This is a genomic window from Afifella sp. YEN Y35, assembly GCF_047553465.1.
In the GTDB taxonomy this organism is placed as follows: domain Bacteria; phylum Pseudomonadota; class Alphaproteobacteria; order Rhizobiales; family Afifellaceae; genus Afifella; species Afifella aestuarii.
In genome coordinates this window covers 3,987,868-4,003,769 of the sequence record NZ_CP180203.1, presented here as the reverse complement: position 1 = coordinate 4,003,769, position 15,902 = coordinate 3,987,868, and the positions used below count along the sequence as shown (strand labels likewise).

The 15,902-nt window shown below is 64.5% G+C and carries 17 protein-coding genes, 1 other RNA gene and 1 pseudogene; 5 read left to right on the top strand and 14 right to left on the bottom strand.

The annotated features are described in order from the left end of the window. Positions 1 to 7 precede the first annotated feature (7 nt). The 3 genes from ACK8CP_RS19055 to tolQ are packed head-to-tail and all read right to left on the bottom strand — an operon-like array spanning position 8 to position 2,187. Positions 8 to 1,018, bottom strand: a complete 1,011-nt coding sequence (locus ACK8CP_RS19055; RefSeq protein WP_414832849.1) for a cell envelope biogenesis protein TolA — start codon at positions 1,016 to 1,018, stop codon at positions 8 to 10. Between the two features lie 3 nt (positions 1,019 to 1,021). Beyond that, complete coding sequence (gene tolR / locus ACK8CP_RS19050) at positions 1,022 to 1,474, bottom strand: protein TolR (protein ID WP_092815545.1); 453 nt, start codon at positions 1,472 to 1,474, stop codon at positions 1,022 to 1,024. Next, positions 1,474 to 2,187, bottom strand: a complete 714-nt coding sequence (tolQ, locus tag ACK8CP_RS19045; protein ID WP_092815542.1) for a protein TolQ — start codon at positions 2,185 to 2,187, stop codon at positions 1,474 to 1,476. Before tolQ ends, tolR begins: the two co-directional genes overlap by 1 nt. A 244-nt stretch (positions 2,188 to 2,431) precedes the next feature. On the opposite strand from tolQ, the gene ACK8CP_RS19040 reads away from it, so the two are divergent. Beyond that, a complete protein-coding gene (locus ACK8CP_RS19040; RefSeq protein WP_234629031.1) occupies positions 2,432 to 2,569 on the top strand; it encodes a hypothetical protein in 138 nt (45 codons plus the stop codon). A gap of 4 nt (positions 2,570 to 2,573) precedes the next feature. Here the strand turns inward: ACK8CP_RS19040 and ybgC are convergent, their stop codons facing one another. The 9 genes and pseudogenes from ybgC to ACK8CP_RS18995 form a co-directional block, all read right to left on the bottom strand. Further along, positions 2,574 to 3,032, bottom strand: a complete 459-nt coding sequence (gene ybgC, locus ACK8CP_RS19035; protein WP_414832848.1) for a tol-pal system-associated acyl-CoA thioesterase — start codon at positions 3,030 to 3,032, stop codon at positions 2,574 to 2,576. Then, entirely contained in the window at positions 3,016 to 4,065 is a 1,050-nt protein-coding gene (gene ruvB, locus ACK8CP_RS19030; RefSeq protein WP_234629032.1) for a Holliday junction branch migration DNA helicase RuvB, read from the bottom strand. The genes ybgC and ruvB overlap by 17 nt, the downstream gene beginning before the upstream one ends. Next, entirely contained in the window at positions 4,062 to 4,688 is a 627-nt protein-coding gene (gene ruvA, locus ACK8CP_RS19025; RefSeq protein ID WP_092815537.1) for a Holliday junction branch migration protein RuvA, read from the bottom strand. Before ruvA ends, ruvB begins: the two co-directional genes overlap by 4 nt. Continuing rightward, positions 4,685 to 5,101, bottom strand: a complete 417-nt coding sequence (locus ACK8CP_RS19020; protein WP_128291007.1) for a type II toxin-antitoxin system VapC family toxin — start codon at positions 5,099 to 5,101, stop codon at positions 4,685 to 4,687. The genes ruvA and ACK8CP_RS19020 overlap by 4 nt, the downstream gene beginning before the upstream one ends. Beyond that, positions 5,098 to 5,358, bottom strand: coding sequence for an AbrB/MazE/SpoVT family DNA-binding domain-containing protein (locus tag ACK8CP_RS19015; RefSeq protein WP_414832847.1), 261 nt, complete (start codon positions 5,356 to 5,358; stop codon positions 5,098 to 5,100). The genes ACK8CP_RS19020 and ACK8CP_RS19015 overlap by 4 nt, the downstream gene beginning before the upstream one ends. 204 nt (positions 5,359 to 5,562) lie before the next feature. Continuing rightward, positions 5,563 to 6,057, bottom strand: a pseudogene (gene ruvC / locus ACK8CP_RS19010) (crossover junction endodeoxyribonuclease RuvC); the annotation flags it as partial. A 38-nt stretch (positions 6,058 to 6,095) separates the two neighbouring features. Then, positions 6,096 to 6,884 carry an SDR family NAD(P)-dependent oxidoreductase gene (locus ACK8CP_RS19005; protein WP_307154276.1) on the bottom strand — a complete coding sequence of 263 codons (789 nt, stop codon included), beginning with the start codon at positions 6,882 to 6,884 and terminating at the stop codon, positions 6,096 to 6,098. A 52-nt stretch (positions 6,885 to 6,936) separates the two neighbouring features. After that, positions 6,937 to 7,746, bottom strand: coding sequence for an SDR family oxidoreductase (locus ACK8CP_RS19000; protein WP_307154275.1), 810 nt, complete (start codon positions 7,744 to 7,746; stop codon positions 6,937 to 6,939). Positions 7,747 to 7,938: 192 nt separating this feature from the next. Next, complete coding sequence (locus ACK8CP_RS18995; protein WP_307154274.1) at positions 7,939 to 9,753, bottom strand: glycoside hydrolase family 15 protein; 1,815 nt, start codon at positions 9,751 to 9,753, stop codon at positions 7,939 to 7,941. Between the two features lie 179 nt (positions 9,754 to 9,932). On the opposite strand from ACK8CP_RS18995, the gene ACK8CP_RS18990 reads away from it, so the two are divergent. After that, positions 9,933 to 11,360, top strand: a complete 1,428-nt coding sequence (locus tag ACK8CP_RS18990) for an MATE family efflux transporter (protein ID WP_414832846.1) — start codon at positions 9,933 to 9,935, stop codon at positions 11,358 to 11,360. Between the two features lie 169 nt (positions 11,361 to 11,529). On the opposite strand, the gene ACK8CP_RS18985 is transcribed toward ACK8CP_RS18990, so the two are convergent. Next, on the bottom strand, positions 11,530 to 13,443 hold the full coding sequence (locus ACK8CP_RS18985; RefSeq protein WP_414832845.1) for a propionyl-CoA synthetase: 1,914 nt from the start codon (positions 13,441 to 13,443) through the stop codon (positions 11,530 to 11,532). Positions 13,444 to 13,546: 103 nt separating this feature from the next. Beyond that, the gene (locus tag ACK8CP_RS18980) at positions 13,547 to 13,960 is read right to left on the bottom strand and encodes a universal stress protein (RefSeq protein ID WP_234629041.1); all 414 of its coding nucleotides are present in this window, start codon (positions 13,958 to 13,960) and stop codon (positions 13,547 to 13,549) included. Positions 13,961 to 14,205: 245 nt separating this feature from the next. On the opposite strand from ACK8CP_RS18980, the gene ssrS reads away from it, so the two are divergent. From ssrS to ACK8CP_RS18965, 3 genes are all read left to right on the top strand, one after another. After that, a non-coding RNA gene (gene ssrS, locus ACK8CP_RS18975) (6S RNA) lies at positions 14,206 to 14,364 on the top strand. Between the two features lie 28 nt (positions 14,365 to 14,392). Continuing rightward, entirely contained in the window at positions 14,393 to 14,980 is a 588-nt protein-coding gene (locus ACK8CP_RS18970) for a 5-formyltetrahydrofolate cyclo-ligase (protein WP_414832844.1), read from the top strand. After that, a complete protein-coding gene (locus ACK8CP_RS18965; protein ID WP_414832843.1) occupies positions 14,977 to 15,807 on the top strand; it encodes a TIGR00282 family metallophosphoesterase in 831 nt (276 codons plus the stop codon). The genes ACK8CP_RS18970 and ACK8CP_RS18965 overlap by 4 nt, the downstream gene beginning before the upstream one ends. Positions 15,808 to 15,902: the final 95 nt, after the last annotated feature.

Below are 15,902 nucleotides of genomic sequence, written 5' to 3'. Positions count from 1 at the left end.
TCAAATCTCATCCGCCGAGCATTTCGCTCGGGTCGAAGGTGAATTCGATATCCCGCCACAAGGAGTATTTCTCTGGCGGTAGTATGTCGTAAGGGGCGCATTCGTGGACGGCGCGGATGGCGCTCTCCATCGCCACCCGGGAAAGCTCGTCGAAACCGCCACCGACCGGGCGGGGCGGTGCCGCAAGCGTTCCGTCCGGCTGCAGGCTGATAGCGACCGTCACCCGGAGCCCGCCCGCCTGGCGCACGCCGATCGGCGGATTCCAGCACTGATAAAGCCGTGCCTTCAGCGCCTCGATCTCGCTTTGCGTCATCGCCGCCTCGGCCTTGCCCTCGCGCGCGCCGAACGTCTGCGGATCGGGAGCGGGATTGGGGTCCCCGCCACCCGTCGGATCGCGCTTGTCGAGAAGTGCCGCGATATCGTCGGGCCGGAAATCCCGCTTCGGCTCAGGCTTTTGCGTCACCTTCGGCTTTTCCGGCACGGGCTTTTCCGGTGCCGGTTTGGTCTCGGCCGGCTTCGGCGGCTTGATGTCCTTGGGCGGCGTCGGGCGCGTCTTCGGCAGGGTATCGAGCGCGGGCGCCGCCTCTTGCGGCGTCGCTTCTGGCGCCTTCTCCGGCTGCGCGTCGGGACGAGGCGCGGGCTCCGGCTCGGGCTCGGGTTCCGGCGGCACAGAGGCGACCTTGGTCTCTTCCGGTTTCGGCTTTTCCTCCACCTTCGGCGTCGGCCGCGGCGTCGGTTCCTTCACCGATTGAACAGGTTTCGGCGCCGGCTTTTCCGCCGGCTTCGGGTCCGGCCGATCCGCCTTGGCTTGCGCCTTGGGCTGAGGCTTTTCGTCAGGCTTCGGCTTGGCCGTCTTGGAGCCGGCAAGAAGATCGGTCACTTCGGAAATCGGCACGAGATCGACAGGCAGGGCTTCCGTGTGATCCACGCTGAAAGGCTTCGCGTCCGGAAACGCGAAGAGCCCGAGCGAGATCAGCGCCAGGTGAGCCGCAAGTGAAACGCCGAGGCCGACACGCATTCCTTACCCATCAGTCTCTTGCAGGGTGACGAGACCGATCCGGCGATAGCCGGCCGCATTGAGACGGCCCATCACCCGCATGATCGTGCCGTAATCGGCATTGCGATCGCCGCGCACGAAAATGCGCTCGTTGAGTCCGTTTTTCGCAAGCGCCTGCAGTGTCGCCACCAGCTTGTCGGACGACACCTCCTGCTCCTGCAGATAGATCGACCCATCGGCATTGACCGACACCGTCAACGGTTCGGTGTCGGCATCCATCGCCTTGGCCTGCGTTTCCGGCAGGTCGATCGGCACGCCGACGGTGAGAAGCGGCGCCGCCACCATGAAGATGATCAGCAGCACCAGCATGACGTCGACGAACGGCGTGACGTTGATCTCCGCCACCAGCGCATGGCGGCGGCGCAGACGATGGCGGCTGCTGCCGCCCCTGCTCGGTGCGATCATCCCGGCGCCCATCAGGCCGCTCTCCGCTCGTCGATCTGGCGTGACAGGATCGCCGCGAACTCGTCGGCAAAGCCCTCCATGCGCGTGGCGAGCCGGGAAACCTGGCTGGCGAACTTATTGTAGAACATCACCGCGGGAATGGCGGCGAAGAGGCCAAAGGCCGTCGCGAGAAGCGCTTCGGCGATACCTGGCGCCACCACGGCGAGATTGGTGTTCTTCGAGGCCGCGATCGCCTGAAACGAGGTCATGATGCCCCACACCGTGCCGAAGAGGCCGATGAACGGGCCGGCCGAGCCGACGGTCGCGAGCACCAGGAGCCGCCGTTCGAGCCGGTCGACCTCACGTGCGATCGTGACGTCCATCACCCGGTCGATGCGCTGCCCGAGGCCTGCGAGCGACTTCGCGCCTCCCTCATAGGTGCGCTTCCACTCCTTCATCGCGGCGACGAAAAGCGCCGCCATGCCGTGCGCTTCGCGCGCCGACACCTGGTTGTAGAGCTGTTCGAGGGACTGTCCCGACCAGAACGTATCTTCGAACTTGTCGAGCTGGCCCTTCATCCGGCGGTAGAGCAGCGTCTTGTCGATGATGATCGCCCAGCACCACACGGAAGCTCCGAGCAGGCCGAGCATGACGATCTTCACGACGATATGCGCCTGCCAGAATAGAGATAGCAGGGAAAAGCCACCCGCCGGATCGGCGAGCGCTGTCTGGGCAACTTGATCCATGGAATGAGATCGCTCTTTTTCGATCTTGGCGGCTCTTGACCGCCGAATGTGACAAAAGCACGGCCTGAGAGAGCCTGCCCCGATGAAACCAGTCTAAAGGATGAGAGATCATCACGGTTAACGAACCGTTAGGAGCGGGTCCTCACAGCAAACTTTTCTTGTCCACGATAAACGATTGGAACCGTTGGAGTCGGAAGGCGTTTGGAATTCGAAACAGCAGGCCATTGCGGCCAAGAGGAATCCCATGTCGCGCTTTGATGCCCGCCTTGATCAGACTGCAGATCAGCCGACCGAGACCGACTCGCGCTTCACCGACACCTTGGTCGTTTCTGCGCTCGGCCTCTCCGTCTTCCTGGTCGCCCTCGGAGGACTGGCCGCTTAAATTTTTATGGGCTTTGTTTGAAGGAGGCGCTCAGAGCCTCTCGCACTTTTCCCGGCAGGCGCGCCGGACGGCCTTCCCCGGTCAGAAGCGCCGCTTCAACGACAGCCTTGACGAGAATGGCGTCGCCTGAGCGCAGCTCCTGCGCCAGCGTGACTCGCGCCCCGCCCACTTTTTCGGGCCTCGTGAGAACGGTCACGATATCGTCAATACGCGCCGGCTTTTCGAACTCGATCGTCATCCGCCGCACGGCAAAGGCAAGGCCGTCCGCGGCGAGCACGTGATGATGCACGCCGAGAAGGCGTAGAAAATCCGAGCGCCCCCTCTCCAGAAAATGCAGATAGCGGGCGTGATAGACGAGGCCGGAAAAATCCGTGTCTTCGAAATAGACCCGTTGATGCAGGATATGCCCATCCACCGTCAGCCGGCCGGAAAGTTCGGCGGGCGCGTCAGCTGTCGTCGTCATTCAAGAAAAGTCCCATCTGCGCGGCCCGGTCCTGCGTCGGCACGGCAAGGCCCAGATGCTGGAAGGCTCTCGGCGTCAGCAGGCGGCCGCGCGGCGTTCTTTGGATAAACCCCTGCTGGATGAGATAGGGCTCGACGATGTCTTCGATGGCGTCGCGCGGCTCCGACAGCGCCGCCGAAATCGTCTCGATCCCCACCGGGCCGCCGCCGAAATTCTCCGCAATCATGAAAAGATAGCGTCGGTCGAGGAGATCGAGCCCGCGGGCATCGACCTCGAGCGCCAGAAGCGCCTTGTCGGCAAGAGAGCGTTCGATCCGCTCCGCCCCATCGACGGCCGCGAAATCGCGCACGCGCCGCAGAAGCCGGCCGGCGACGCGCGGCGTGCCCCGCGCCCGCCGGGCGATCTCGCTCGCCCCCTCGTCGGAAATCGGCGCCCCCAGAATGCGCGCTCCCCGGCGCACGATCTTTTCAAGCTCCGCCTCGGTGTAGAAATCGAGCCGCACGGGAATGCCGAAGCGGTCGCGCAAGGGTGTGGTCAGAAGCCCGAGCCGCGTGGTCGCGCCGATCAGCGTGAAGGGCGCGAGATCGATCTTCACCGAACGCGCCGCCGGCCCTTCGCCGATGATGAGATCGAGCTCGAAATCCTCCATCGCCGGATAGAGAATTTCTTCCACTGCCGGGTTGAGGCGGTGGATCTCGTCGATGAAGAGCACGTCGCGCTCGTCGAGATTGGTGAGAAGGGCTGCGAGATCGCCCGCTTTGGCGATGACCGGTCCCGACGTGGAACGGAAATTGACGCCGAGCTCGCGCGCCACGATCTGCGCGAGCGTCGTCTTGCCGAGCCCTGGCGGCCCGACGAAAAGCACATGATCGAGCGCCTCCGAGCGCGACCGCGCCGCCTCGATGAAGACTTTGAGATTGCCCCGCGCCTTCTCCTGGCCGACGAAATCGGCAAGCCGCTCCGGCCGGAACGAGGCGTCGGGATCGCTGTCCTCGACGCGCGCATCGGCGCTGACGAGACGGTCTGTGCTCACTGGCTGAGCTCCTTCAGGCCGAGCCTGATCAATTTCGCGGTTTCGGCCCCCTCGCCCGCATCACGCATCGCTTTGGCGATCGCGGCCGAGGCCTGCGCCTGGGCATAGCCGAGATTGACGAGGGCGGAAACCGCATCGGCTATCGGCTGCGGCGCGACCTGATCGCCGAGATCCGATTGCAGGCGCGACAGCGACGGATCGCCACCGATGCCACCGCCGAGCGCCGGCGCCTTGTCCTTGAGCTCCGAACAGATGCGCCCGGCAAGCTTCGGCCCGACGCCGGGCGAGCGCGCGATCATTGCCTTGTCCTGCAGCGCGATCGCCGAGGAAAGATCGGCCGGCCGCAGCGTACCGAGCACGCCGAGCGCCATCCGCGTGCCCACCCCCTGCACCGAATTCAACAGCCGGAACCATTCGCGCTCAACATCCGAGGCGAAACCGAAAAGTCGGATCTGATCCTCGCGCACATAGGTCTCGATCGAAAGCGTCGCCGCCTCTCCGGGCGACGGCAGCGCCTGCAGCGTCTGCGTCGAGCAATGCACGACATAGCCGACGCCGCCGACATCGACGATGACCCAGTCGGGTCCGTAGGAATCGATGCGCCCTTTGAGTTTGCCAATCATGGATGGGTGTCCGGCGAGATGATCTGAAGGAGCGGAAAGTACTGCCGATAGCGCTCCGGATCACGGGTCAGCAGGAAATACCCCCCGAAATCGGCGTGCGCGCCAATATAGAAATCCGGCAGTGGCGAACGTCTGGCGCCGCCGGCGCGCCGATAGGCGAGAAAGGCACGGCCTGCCGCGAAGGCTGCATCCCATGGCAGTGCCTCGCGCCGGTAGATCGCCGGGCTCAATGCCCGCTCCGCCTGGCGCTGGGTGCTGTAGCCGCAGGAGACTTCGGCGTAGATGATCGGGTTGATGACGAGCCCGCCCCGCTGCCGTCCCTGGCGCAGCTGGGCCTGCGACCACGCCGCCCATTCCGCGTCTTCCTGCAACACATCGATCAGGATGTTCGTGTCGACCAGCGTCTCGCTCATTCGTCGCGCAGGAGCTTCATGAAGGCGTCGGTGCTCATGCCGGTCCGCAGAGAGCCCCGGGCTCGCTCCAGATAGGCGTCGAACTCCGCATCCTCCGCCTTCTCCGACGCGGCCGGCCCCGCCCGGCGCAGGACGATCTCCTCGCCACGTTCGCTCACCTCAAAGCGCGTCCCGACCGCAATGCCGCGACGATCACGGATTCCCTTCGGAATGGTGATCTGACCCTTCGTCGTCACGGTCGTCGAACTCTTCGGCATTCTTACCTCGCGAAGTAAGAATAGAACATTACAGAAACGTCGGCAAGGCGACGAGGCGCATTCTCCTGGGCTTCACCCCCGGCCGCGCACCAACCGCATGAGCTCGTCCGACGAAAGGTGTTCGTTCGCACTGCGCGAGCCTTTGATCGCCTCGATCCCCCGGCCGCCACGCTGGCGCTTCGCCTCGACCGCAGGGCTCGCCTCCGCCTGAGCCACGGCGCTGCCGCGGTGATGCGCGTGACAGATGGCGATGGCGAGCGCGTCGGCGGCATCGTCGCTGTCGAAGGTCGCCTTCGGCATCAGGATCGACACCATCGTGCGGATCTGCCCCTTCTGCGCATGGCCGGCGCCCACGACCGACTTCTTCACCATGTTGGGGGCGTATTCCGCCACTTCGAGCCCCGCCTTCGCCGGCGCCAGAAGGGCAATTCCGCGCGCCTGCCCGAGCTTCAGCGTGGCGCCCGCATCGCGGTTGACGAAGGTGTTTTCCACCGCCGCTTCGCCGGGGCTGTGTTCGGAAATCACGGCGACGAGCCCGTCATAGAGCGCCGCCAGCCGGTCACACAGTGCGTCTTTTTCGTCGGATCGGACCGTGCCGGCCGCGACGAAGGCGAGCCGTGTGCCGGACATATCGACGACGCCCCAGCCGGTGCGGCGCAGGCCGGGATCGATGCCGATGATGCGAATCGTCTGCTTCATCGGCTGATCATAGCGAAGACCGGGACGAACGGCGCAGCTTACGAATCCTCGGTCGAAACCGTGAAATTGAGCGGCAGGCGCCCGCCGTCGACATAGACAGTCTGCCCGGTCATGTAGCTCGCATCGTCGGAGGCGAGGAAGGCTGCGACCGCGGCCACCTCGCTCGGCTCGCCGATGCGGCGCAGCGGCGTGCGTGTCAAAATGCGCTGGCGGGCTTCGGCATCGTCGGCGACATGCCCCAGCATGTCGGTCATGATGGAGCCCGGCCCGATCGCGTTGACGCGGATGCCATGCGGCGCGAGCGCCAGCGCCATCACCTTGGTGAGCTGGTTCACGCCGCCCTTGGAGATCGTGTACGGCACCTGGTCGGGGATCGCGACGACGGCATTGACCGAGCTCATATGGATGATGACGCCCGGATCGCCGCCCGCTTCGATCTGTTTGACCATGCGCTTGGCGACGGCCTGGCCGACGAGAAACGCCCCCTTGAGATTGACGTTGAGGACGCGGTCAAATTCATCCTCCGTCAACGCCAGGAAATCCGCCTTGAGCGCGATAGCAGCACAGGAGACGAGGACGTCGATGTCGCCATAGGCGTCGACCGTCGTCGCCAGGAGATTGCGTACCGAGAGCTTTTCGGCGACGTCGCAATGCACGAAACGCACAGGCCCGAGATCGCCGAGCGCCTCCACCGAAGCGCTGCCCGCATCGTCGTCGATATCGGCGAGGACCACCCGCGCCCCCTCAGACAGGAAGCGCTTGGCGACGGCACGCCCAATTCCCTTCGCTCCACCGGTCACGATGGCGACCTTGTTTTCCAGCGACATTGGCATCTTCCCTTTTGGCCCGTCCGGCCCGAACGGCGGAGACCGAGTCGCCTCAGCCGTTGCCGATGAAGCCGGGATAAAGCGTCATGCCTCCATCGGCAAACAGACAATGGCCGTGCACATAATCGGCGGCGTCCGACACGAGCCAGACGACGGCCTGAGCGATATCCTCCGGTTCGCCGATCCGGCCATAGGGGATGAGGCTGCGGATCGCATCCGCATCGTCGGCACGCTCATCGGCGTTGATGTCGGTGGCGATGGCGCCGGGCCCCACGGAGTTCACCCGGATTTTCTCATGGCCCACCTCCTGGGCGAGCGATTGCATGAGGAGGGAAACGCCCCCCTTGGAGGCCGCATAATTGACCCGCCCGGCCCAGGGAATGCGCTCATGGACGGAGGAATTGAAGACGATCTTGCCGAGTGCCGGGCTCACCTCTTCGCGCAGTCCCTTCTTGCGGAAACGTTTGACGGCCTCGCGGGAGACCAGAAAGGCGCCGGTGAGATTGGTGGAGATGACCGCTTCCCAATCGGCAAGCGACATCTCCCCGAAGGCACAGTCGCGCTGGATGCCGGCATTGGAGAAGACGATATCGACCGGACCGAGCTCCGCCTCGCAGCAATCGAAAAGCTTGTGGACATCGCTCTCGCACCCGACATCGCCGCCGATGATGACGCCTCGGCTTCCGGCTCGTTCGACAGCGGTGAGTGTCTTGGCCGCCCCTTCCTCGTCGGAATGGTAGTTGATGACGACATCGGCCCCCGCCTTCGCCAAGCCCGCGGCGACGGCCGCTCCGATGCCCGAGCTCGCCCCCGTCACGACGGCGTTCTGTCCTTCCAGGCTTAGTCCGTTTTGAGCTGCCACTGAGCCCCTCCTGAGCGTGAATGGGTGGAAGGGCGCAAGCGATGTCGGCCGAGCGGCCTTTCGCGTCGAAGGCGGATCGCCTGAAGAGAAGCCACCGGCACCCTGCACCGTCCTGCGTCCCTTTGGAGCGTCTCTCTAGAACGTCTCCCCTATGAAACGTGTCACTGAGACTGTGTCCCTGGGTGGCGAACGTCAGGCTGCGAACCGGGTTCCCTCATCGCCGTCGAGAGCCCGTTCCAGCCAGTGGGCGGCCGAAATCAGAGAGAGATGCGTGAGCGCTTGCGGGAAGTTCCCAAGATGCGCCCCGGACGGGCTGAGCTCCTCCGCATAGAGGCCGACATGGTTGGCGTAAGAGAGCAGTTTTTCGAACATGAGCCGCGCCCGCGGGAGATCGCCTGTCCGTGCCAGCGCCTCCACATACCAGAAGGCGCAGGTGGTGAAGGCACCTTCGCGCCCGGAAAGCCCGTCGACGTCTTCGGCGCCCTCCGCCTCGTCGTCGTAGCGCAGGACGAGGCAATCCTTGACGAGACGGTGCTCCACGGCACGCATCGTTCTGAGCCAATAGCGGTCGCGGGGATTGATGAAGCGCACGAGAGGCATCAAGAGGACGGAGGCATCCACCGTCTTGGAGCCCTTATACTGCACGAAGGCGCCGATCTCCTCGTCCCAGAACTCCTCCATAATGGAACGATAGATGGTGTCGCGCTCGGCCCGCCAGGCTTCCACCGGCCCCGCCAGGGAATATTTCACCGCCATGCGGGCCGCGCGGTCGAAAGCCACCCATGACATCAGCCGCGAAGACAGAAATTCCCGGCGCGGCCCACGCACCTCCCAGATGCCCTCGTCCGGCCGGTGCCAATTCTCCTTGAGCCAGTCGAGCATCTTGACGATTTCTCGCCAGGCTCGGACCGATGGCTGGCCGAGCGATTTTGCCGCCACATAGATCGTGTCCAGAAGCTCGCCATAAATGTCGAGCTGCAATTGCTCGTAGGCCGCGTTGCCGATCCTGACGGGCTGCGAGTTCTTCCAGCCTTCCAAATGGTCGAGCGAGACTTCTTCGAGATCGTGGCGCCCGTCCATGGCGTACATGATCTGCATCTCACCATCGTCGCGTCCCTCGGTCAGACCGAGAAGGAAGGTCGTAAACTGATGCGCTTCCTCGTAACGGCCGAGACGGGTGAAGGCGTAGACGGAAAATGCCGCGTCGCGGACCCAGCAATAGCGGTAATCCCAGTTGCGACTGTTTCCGGCCACCTCCGGCAGGCCAAAGGTCGCCGCCGCGGCAATCGAGCCGTGTTTCTGCGAGGAGAGGAGTTTCAGGACCAGCCCGGAGCGCACCACGACGTCGCGCCAGCGCGAGGGATAATGGCCGTTCGCCACCCAATCGTGCCAGAAATCGCTCGTTTCGATGAAACTCCTGGAAACGTAATCGGCATCGATCGGCGGGGCGTCGGCGCGTCCCGGACAGAGGACGACGAAGGCATGTTCGCCCTCCTTCAAGCGGAAACGTGCCTCTGCGGCCCCTTCCGATATGCCGAGCTGGACGTGACTGTAGAGAAAGAGATGCCTCTCCCCGTCTGAGAACTTGACCCCGTAGGGGATCGCCTCCGCGCTCGTCGTGCCGCGCGCGTAATCGAAGCGTGGTGCGCAGGAGAGCGTGAAATCGACCTCGCCCTGAATCGCCTTCGCCCGCCGCACGATCCGCCCCGACCCGTCGAGCGGCATGAAGTCGGAAACCTCCGCAACGCTCTCCTCGCCCTGGAAGCGGGTGATCAGAATATTGGTGTCGGGCAGATAGAGTTGGCGCGAACGCAACCCGTCGCACGCTGCACTCAACTTGAAATGTCCGCCCTTCTCCCGGTCGAGAAGCGAAGCGAACACCGTGGGCGAATCGAAATTCGGATAGCAGAAAAAGTCGATCGTGCCGTCGAGCGCGACGAGCGCCGCCGTCTGCATGTCGCCAATGATGGCGTGATCTTCGATCGGCGTGAAGGTTTTGTCTGTCATGAGGGATGATATGTGAAGGACGAAGAGCCGGCTTACTAGCCTAGCGCTCGCCTTCCCACCGTCCAGGGCGGAAAGGCATTCTCCGACGGATACGCTGAAGACGGCCTTTCCGTGCAACCGAAAGGCGGTTGGCTTTCACCGGTGTCGCCATGTACTCCCCCGGCTCCTGGTGGTGAATCATGCAGCCCTTGAATCGTTTCCGTTCCCAACGCGAAGTCCCGGCCGATGTCCCCGGCAGTGGCAGGCTCTCGTGGCCAGGCCACGCCGGCGCGACCGTCGTCTTGGCCTTGCCGTTGATCGGCACCCAGCTCGCGCAGGTGACGATGAACGTCACCGACACGGTCATGGTCGGCTGGCTGGGCGCGCGCGAGCTGGCCGCGGCGGTGCTCGCCACCCAGGCCTTCTTTCTGTGCTTCATGTTCGGCGTCGGTTTCGCCCAGGCCGCGCTGCCGCTGGCCGCCAATGCCGAGGGCCGCAACGACGTGCGCGGCGTGCGCCGCTCGGTCCGGATGAGCCTCTGGGTTCTTTGGCTCTACGGCGCAGCGATGATGTTCCCGCTGTGGGAGATCGAGGCGATCCTCGTCGCCTTCGGTCAGGAGCCGGATCTGGCCGCGATGGCGGCCGATTACATGCATGTGGCGCAGTGGTCGATGTTTCCTGCCCTCCTGATCATGGGCCTGCGCTCCTATCTGACGGTCGTGGGCCGCGCCTATCTGGTGCTCGCCGTCATCATCGTCGGAGCACTCGCCAACGCGCTTTTGAACTACGTGCTGATCTTCGGCCATCTCGGCGCCCCCGCCCTTGGCCTGGTGGGCGCGGCGATCGCAACTTTGGTGTCCAATCTTCTGATGGCGGGCCTGCTTGCGGCCTATACGGCGCGGGCGACAGGGTTGCGCCGCTATGAACTCTATGTCCGGTTCTGGCGCCCCGACTGGTACGGCTTTCGCGAGATCGTGCGGCTGGGCTGGCCGATCGGCGCCACGATCATCGCCGAAGTCGGACTGTTCGCCGCCGCCTCGGTGATGATCGGCTGGCTCGGCGCCGTGCCGCTGGCCGCCCACGGGATTGCCCTGCAGATCTCCTCGATCACCTTCATGATTCCCCTTGGGCTGGCGAGTGCGGCCACCGTCCGCGTTGGCCTGGCGGCCGGGCGCGGCGACCGGATCGGGCTCGGTCGGGCCGGTACGGTCGCTCTGGTGATGGGTGCGGCGATCGCGGTCGGCGCCGCGACCACCTTCCGCTTGCTGCCGGAGGAGCTGATCGGGCTCTATCTCGACCCCGCCAACGTCAATGCCGACGAAGTTCTCGCCTATGCGGTGCCGCTGCTCCTGGTAGCCGGTGTGTTCCAGATCGTCGATTCGCTGCAGGCGGTGGCTGCTGGCATCCTGCGCGGCCTCAAGGACACGCGGGTGCCGATGATCATCGCGATCGTCAGCTATTGGGTGATCGGCACGCCGACCGCCTATGTCCTCGGCTTCGTCCTGAACTGGGGTGGTGTCGGGGTCTGGTGGGGTCTGGCTGCGGGCCTTGCGGCCGCGGCCGTGCTTCTGACGACGCGCTATCTGCGCCGCGAACGCCACGGTCTCGTCCGCTTCGAGCCGGTGTGACGGGGCAAACGGCAAAGCTGTTCGTGATGCCATCCCCCTCGTCCGAAGCCGATTGAAGTTCCAGGACGGCCGACAAAAAAAAAAAGCGGCCGCTCGAAAGCGGCCGCAGCAGCCTCATCCACGTAAACCGATCAAGGCCGCCGGGACATCCGGACGGCCCCGAAAAGTCTCAGCTCGCCCGCATCTGATCGACGTGTTCCACGACGCCCTTGATCTCGTCGAGGATCGCCGGATCGTCGATCGTCGCCGGCATGCGGAAATCCTCGTGATCGACGATATGGCGCATCGTGGCACGCAGGATCTTGCCCGAACGCGTCTTCGGCAGGCGATGCACGACATGCACCGTCTTGAAGGCGGCCACCGGTCCGATCTCCTCGCGCACCAGGCGGATGCACTCTTTCTGGATCTCCATCGGGTCGCGGTCGCGTCCCGCCTTCAGGACGACGAAGCCCATCGGCATCTGGCCCTTGAGCGCATCGGCGGCACCGATGACGGCGCATTCGGCGACGTCCGGATGGTTGGAGAGCACCTCCTCCATCGCGCCCGTCGACAGGCGATGGCCGGCGACATTGATGATGTCGTCGGTGCGCGACATGACGTAGACATAGCCTTCGTCGTCGAGCATGCCGGCATCGGCCGTCTTGTAATAGCCCGGGAACTCCAGGAGATAGTTCTCCTTGAAGCGCTCATCGGCGTTCCACAAGGTGGGCAGGCACGCCGGCGGCAGCGGCAGTCTGACGACGATGTTGCCGAGCGTGTTCGCGCCGACCGGATGGCCGGCATCGTCGAGGATCTCGATCTTGTAGCCCGGCATGGCGACCGTCGGCGAGCCGTACTTGACCGGCAACAGGCCGAGGCCGGCGGGATTGGCGGCGATCGCCCAGGCCGTTTCCGTCTGCCACCAATGGTCGATCACCGGCACGCCGAGCTGGTCCTGCGCCCAGCGGATCGTATCGGGATCGGCGCGCTCGCCCGCCAGAAACAGCGTGCGCATCTGGCTGAGATCGTAGCGGCCGACATGCTCGCCCTGCGGATCTTCCTTCTTGATCGCGCGAAAGGCCGTCGGTGCCGTGAAGAGCGCGGACACCTTGTGCTCCTCGATGACGCGCCAGAAGACGCCGGCATCGGGTGTGCCGACCGGCTTGCCCTCGAAGACGATCGTCGTGCAGCCGTGCAGAAGCGGCGCGTAGACGATGTAGGAATGGCCGACGACCCAGCCGACATCGGAGGCGGCCCAGAAGACCTCGCCCGGATCGATGTCGTAGATCGCCTTCATCGACCATTTGAGCGCCACCATGTGCCCGCCATTGTCGCGCACGACGCCCTTGGGCCGTCCGGTCGTCCCGGAGGTGTAGAGGATGTAGAGCGGATCGGTCGCCGCGACCGGCACCGGCGGCACCTTCGTGCCGGCATTCTTGGCCGCCTCGACGAGCTCCAGATAATCGTAGTCGCGCCCTTCGGTCAGCTCGCAGGGCCCCTGCTCGCGCTGCACGACCAGGCAGAACTCCGGCTGGTGGCGGGCGATGTCGAGCGCATGGTCGAGAAGCGGCTTGTACTTCACCACCCGGTTCGGCTCGATGCCGCAGGAGGCGGAGATGATCGCCTTCGGCTCGCAATCGTTGACGCGGGTCGCGAGCTCGTTTGCCGCGAACCCGCCGAAGACCACCGAATGCACGGCGCCGAGCCTGGCGCAGGCGAGCATGGCGAAAAGCGCCTCCGGCACCATCGGCATATAGACGATGACGCGGTCGCCCTTTTCGACGCCCTTCTCGCGCAGCACGGCGGCCAGAGCTTCCACCTCGGAGAGGAGCTCCTGATAGGTGATCGTACGCTTCGCACCGGTGATCGGGCTGTCGTAGATGATCGCCGGCTGGCCGGGACGGCCCCGCTCCACATGCCGGTCGACGCAATTGTAACAGGTGTTGGTTTCGGCACCGGCAAACCAGCGCCCATACATGCCCATCTCGGGATCGAAGATCTTCTCGGCTGGCTTCGACCAGTCGATCTCCTCTCCGGCTTTGGCCCAGAAGGCTTCCGGATCCTCTTCCCAGGACTTGTAAACCTCGTGATATCGGCTCGTCATATGTGTTTCCTCCCCGTCAAGTGGTACATTCCGCAGGCCCGGCCGACAATCACCTCCTGGTAGCTCCGGCCTTGCTGCACCTTCGCTTCCGATTGCCCTTCGCTCAGCGAACGACAAAGACGGAAATATCGCTGTGCGTCGCGAGATAGCCGGCACGCGAGGAGAAAACGTGCTCGGCGAAACCGGGCACATGCGAAGCCATGACGACGAGATCGGCGCCCGTCGCATGAACCTGCTCGCTCAACGTCTGGTCTAGATCTCGCGTCGGATCGTGGCTTGTCACCGCCTTGGCTTCAAATGTAACGCCGTGCTTATCGCTCTGCCGGGCTGCGAATTCACTAAGTCTTTCGGCGAACTCTGCCGGATTATGTGAAAGAGAGCCGGGAAGGGCAGACGAGACACCCACCAGGACCAGGCGCGAGCCGTATTGTTTGGCAAAACCCGCGGCCGCCTCCAGGGCTCGATCGAGCTTGTCGGCATGGGCAAGATCCGCAGGCACGAGAATGGTTCGAAACATTTTAAGCCTCCCTGGTCGTGCTGTCCCTAAGCCTAGGTCATGTGGGCCGGAAGGAAACGCATCGAGCCGCTGGCTCGACGATACGCCGTCACGTGCGCACCGGCGCGGCATCCTGTCTCGCCCCCGCATCTCTCCCGCCGGCAATTCCTCGGGCCGCACCGCCGCAAGCTTCTTTGGAGGATATCGAAACCTCGCCATCAGGTTTCGTTTGCCGAGGCCTGAGGCTCTCCCTATATCTCGCCTTCGCGCGGCTGCCCGGTTCGACAGGAGTCACATTCCCCGGGGCCTTATCGATCTCGAAGGGAGCTGTCCCTGGTCTCGCCCGTGGGCTTGACCAAAACGGCGCCCACCTACTTTGTAGGTTTCCCGGGATCGTACACTCCACCGGCCATGGCGGCCGCGCTCTCAACCCCCTTCCTCATCGATTTTCTCATGGACGTCTCCTCAGCCAAGGCCAAGCTTCGCACGCAGGCATTGCTGCGGCGCGCAGCCCTCGGCGAGAGCGAGCGGCGCCTGCGCTCCGCCCACGCTGTCCGCCACATCGAAAAGCTCTTGCGCCCCGGAGAGACGGTGGCGCTTTTCTGGCCGATCCGCGACGAGATCGATCCGCGCCCGCTCCTGCCGCTGATCGCGGCCCAGGACGGCACAGCGGCGTTGCCGGCAATCGTCGAGCAGCGTCTCGTCTTCCGCCATTTTCGCGATGAGGAAAGCCTCGAGGCCGGCACGTTCGGCACCCGTCACCCCTCGCCCCATCACGGTGAAGCGACGCCCGATCTGATCGTTGCGCCGCTCGCAGCCTTCGATCGCGCCGGCGGGCGGATCGGCTATGGCCGCGGCTATTATGACACGGCCGTGGCCGAACTGCGGGAGCGCGGTCACGCACCGCGTCTTGTGGGGCTCGCCTTCTCGTGTCAGGAGGTCGATATTGTTCCCATGGAAGATCACGATATCCCCCTGCCCCTCATCGCCACCGAAGACGAGCTCATCGACACCACCGCCAAGCCCACGGAGGCCCTGTGAGGATCCTGTTTCTCGGTGACGTCGTCGGCCGGTCCGGCCGCAAGGCGGTCCGACATCACCTCCCCTCCATGGTCGACCGCTGGAAGCTCGATTTCGTCGTCGTGAACGGCGAGAACGCCGCTGGCGGCTTCGGCATCACCGAAAAGATCTTTCAGGAGCTTCTCGACGCCGGCGCCGATTGCATCACCACCGGCAACCACGCCTTCGATCAGAAGGAGGCGCTCGTCTTTGCCGAACGGCAGGAGCGGTTTCTGCGTCCGCTCAATTATCCGCCGCAGACGCCGGGCCGCGGCGCCAACATTTATACGGCCCGTTCCGGCGCGCGCGTCCTCGTCATCAACGTCATGGGGCAGCTCTTCATGACCGCGCTCGATGACCCGATCGCCGCCGTGGAGCGCGAAATCGCGGCGATGCCGCTCGGCCGCGACTGCGACGCCATCATCGTCGATTTCCACGCCGAAGCGACGAGCGAAAAGCAGGTCATGGCGGCTTTCCTCGACGGCCGGGCGAGCCTCGTCGTCGGCACGCACACGCATGTGCCGACCGCCGATTACCGCATTCAGCCGGGCGGCACGGCCATGATGACCGACATCGGCATGTGCGGCGATTACGATTCCATCATCGGCATGCAGAAAGACGAACCTCTGCACCGCGCTGTCACGAAAATCTCTTCCGGCCGTCTCGGGCCTGCCATGGAAGAAGCGACCTTGTCGGGGATCGCCGTCGACGTCGATGATACGACAGGGCTGGCGAGGAAGGTCGCGGCCGTGAGGCTCGGGCCGCATCTGGAGCGATCCGTACCGACCTTCTGGACCGACGAAGACTGAGCCGAGGAAGACTGGGCCGAGGAAGACTGAGCCGACGAAGACGGGGCCGACCGCTCGCCGCCCCCGGACCGGTCGTCGAGAGAAAGGCGCGTGAA

What these genes read in the sequence shown, in the direction of transcription:
- ACK8CP_RS19055 (WP_414832849.1), bottom strand. Translation starts at nt 1,018, where the DNA reads ATGCGTGTCGGCCTCGGCGTTTCACTTGCGGCTCACCTGGCGCTGATC.
- tolR (WP_092815545.1), bottom strand. Translation starts at nt 1,474, where the DNA reads ATGGGCGCCGGGATGATCGCACCGAGCAGGGGCGGCAGCAGCCGCCAT.
- tolQ (WP_092815542.1), bottom strand. Translation starts at nt 2,187, where the DNA reads ATGGATCAAGTTGCCCAGACAGCGCTCGCCGATCCGGCGGGTGGCTTT.
- ACK8CP_RS19040 (WP_234629031.1), top strand. Translation starts at nt 2,432, where the DNA reads ATGTCGCGCTTTGATGCCCGCCTTGATCAGACTGCAGATCAGCCGACC.
- ybgC (WP_414832848.1), bottom strand. Translation starts at nt 3,032, where the DNA reads ATGACGACGACAGCTGACGCGCCCGCCGAACTTTCCGGCCGGCTGACG.
- ruvA (WP_092815537.1), bottom strand. Translation starts at nt 4,688, where the DNA reads ATGATTGGCAAACTCAAAGGGCGCATCGATTCCTACGGACCCGACTGG.
- ACK8CP_RS19020 (WP_128291007.1), bottom strand. Translation starts at nt 5,101, where the DNA reads ATGAGCGAGACGCTGGTCGACACGAACATCCTGATCGATGTGTTGCAG.
- ACK8CP_RS19015 (WP_414832847.1), bottom strand. Translation starts at nt 5,358, where the DNA reads ATGCCGAAGAGTTCGACGACCGTGACGACGAAGGGTCAGATCACCATT.
- ACK8CP_RS19005 (WP_307154276.1), bottom strand. Translation starts at nt 6,884, where the DNA reads ATGTCGCTGGAAAACAAGGTCGCCATCGTGACCGGTGGAGCGAAGGGA.
- ACK8CP_RS18995 (WP_307154274.1), bottom strand. Translation starts at nt 9,753, where the DNA reads ATGACAGACAAAACCTTCACGCCGATCGAAGATCACGCCATCATTGGC.
- ACK8CP_RS18990 (WP_414832846.1), top strand. Translation starts at nt 9,933, where the DNA reads ATGCAGCCCTTGAATCGTTTCCGTTCCCAACGCGAAGTCCCGGCCGAT.
- ACK8CP_RS18985 (WP_414832845.1), bottom strand. Translation starts at nt 13,443, where the DNA reads ATGACGAGCCGATATCACGAGGTTTACAAGTCCTGGGAAGAGGATCCG.
- ACK8CP_RS18980 (WP_234629041.1), bottom strand. Translation starts at nt 13,960, where the DNA reads ATGTTTCGAACCATTCTCGTGCCTGCGGATCTTGCCCATGCCGACAAG.
- ACK8CP_RS18970 (WP_414832844.1), top strand. Translation starts at nt 14,393, where the DNA reads ATGGACGTCTCCTCAGCCAAGGCCAAGCTTCGCACGCAGGCATTGCTG.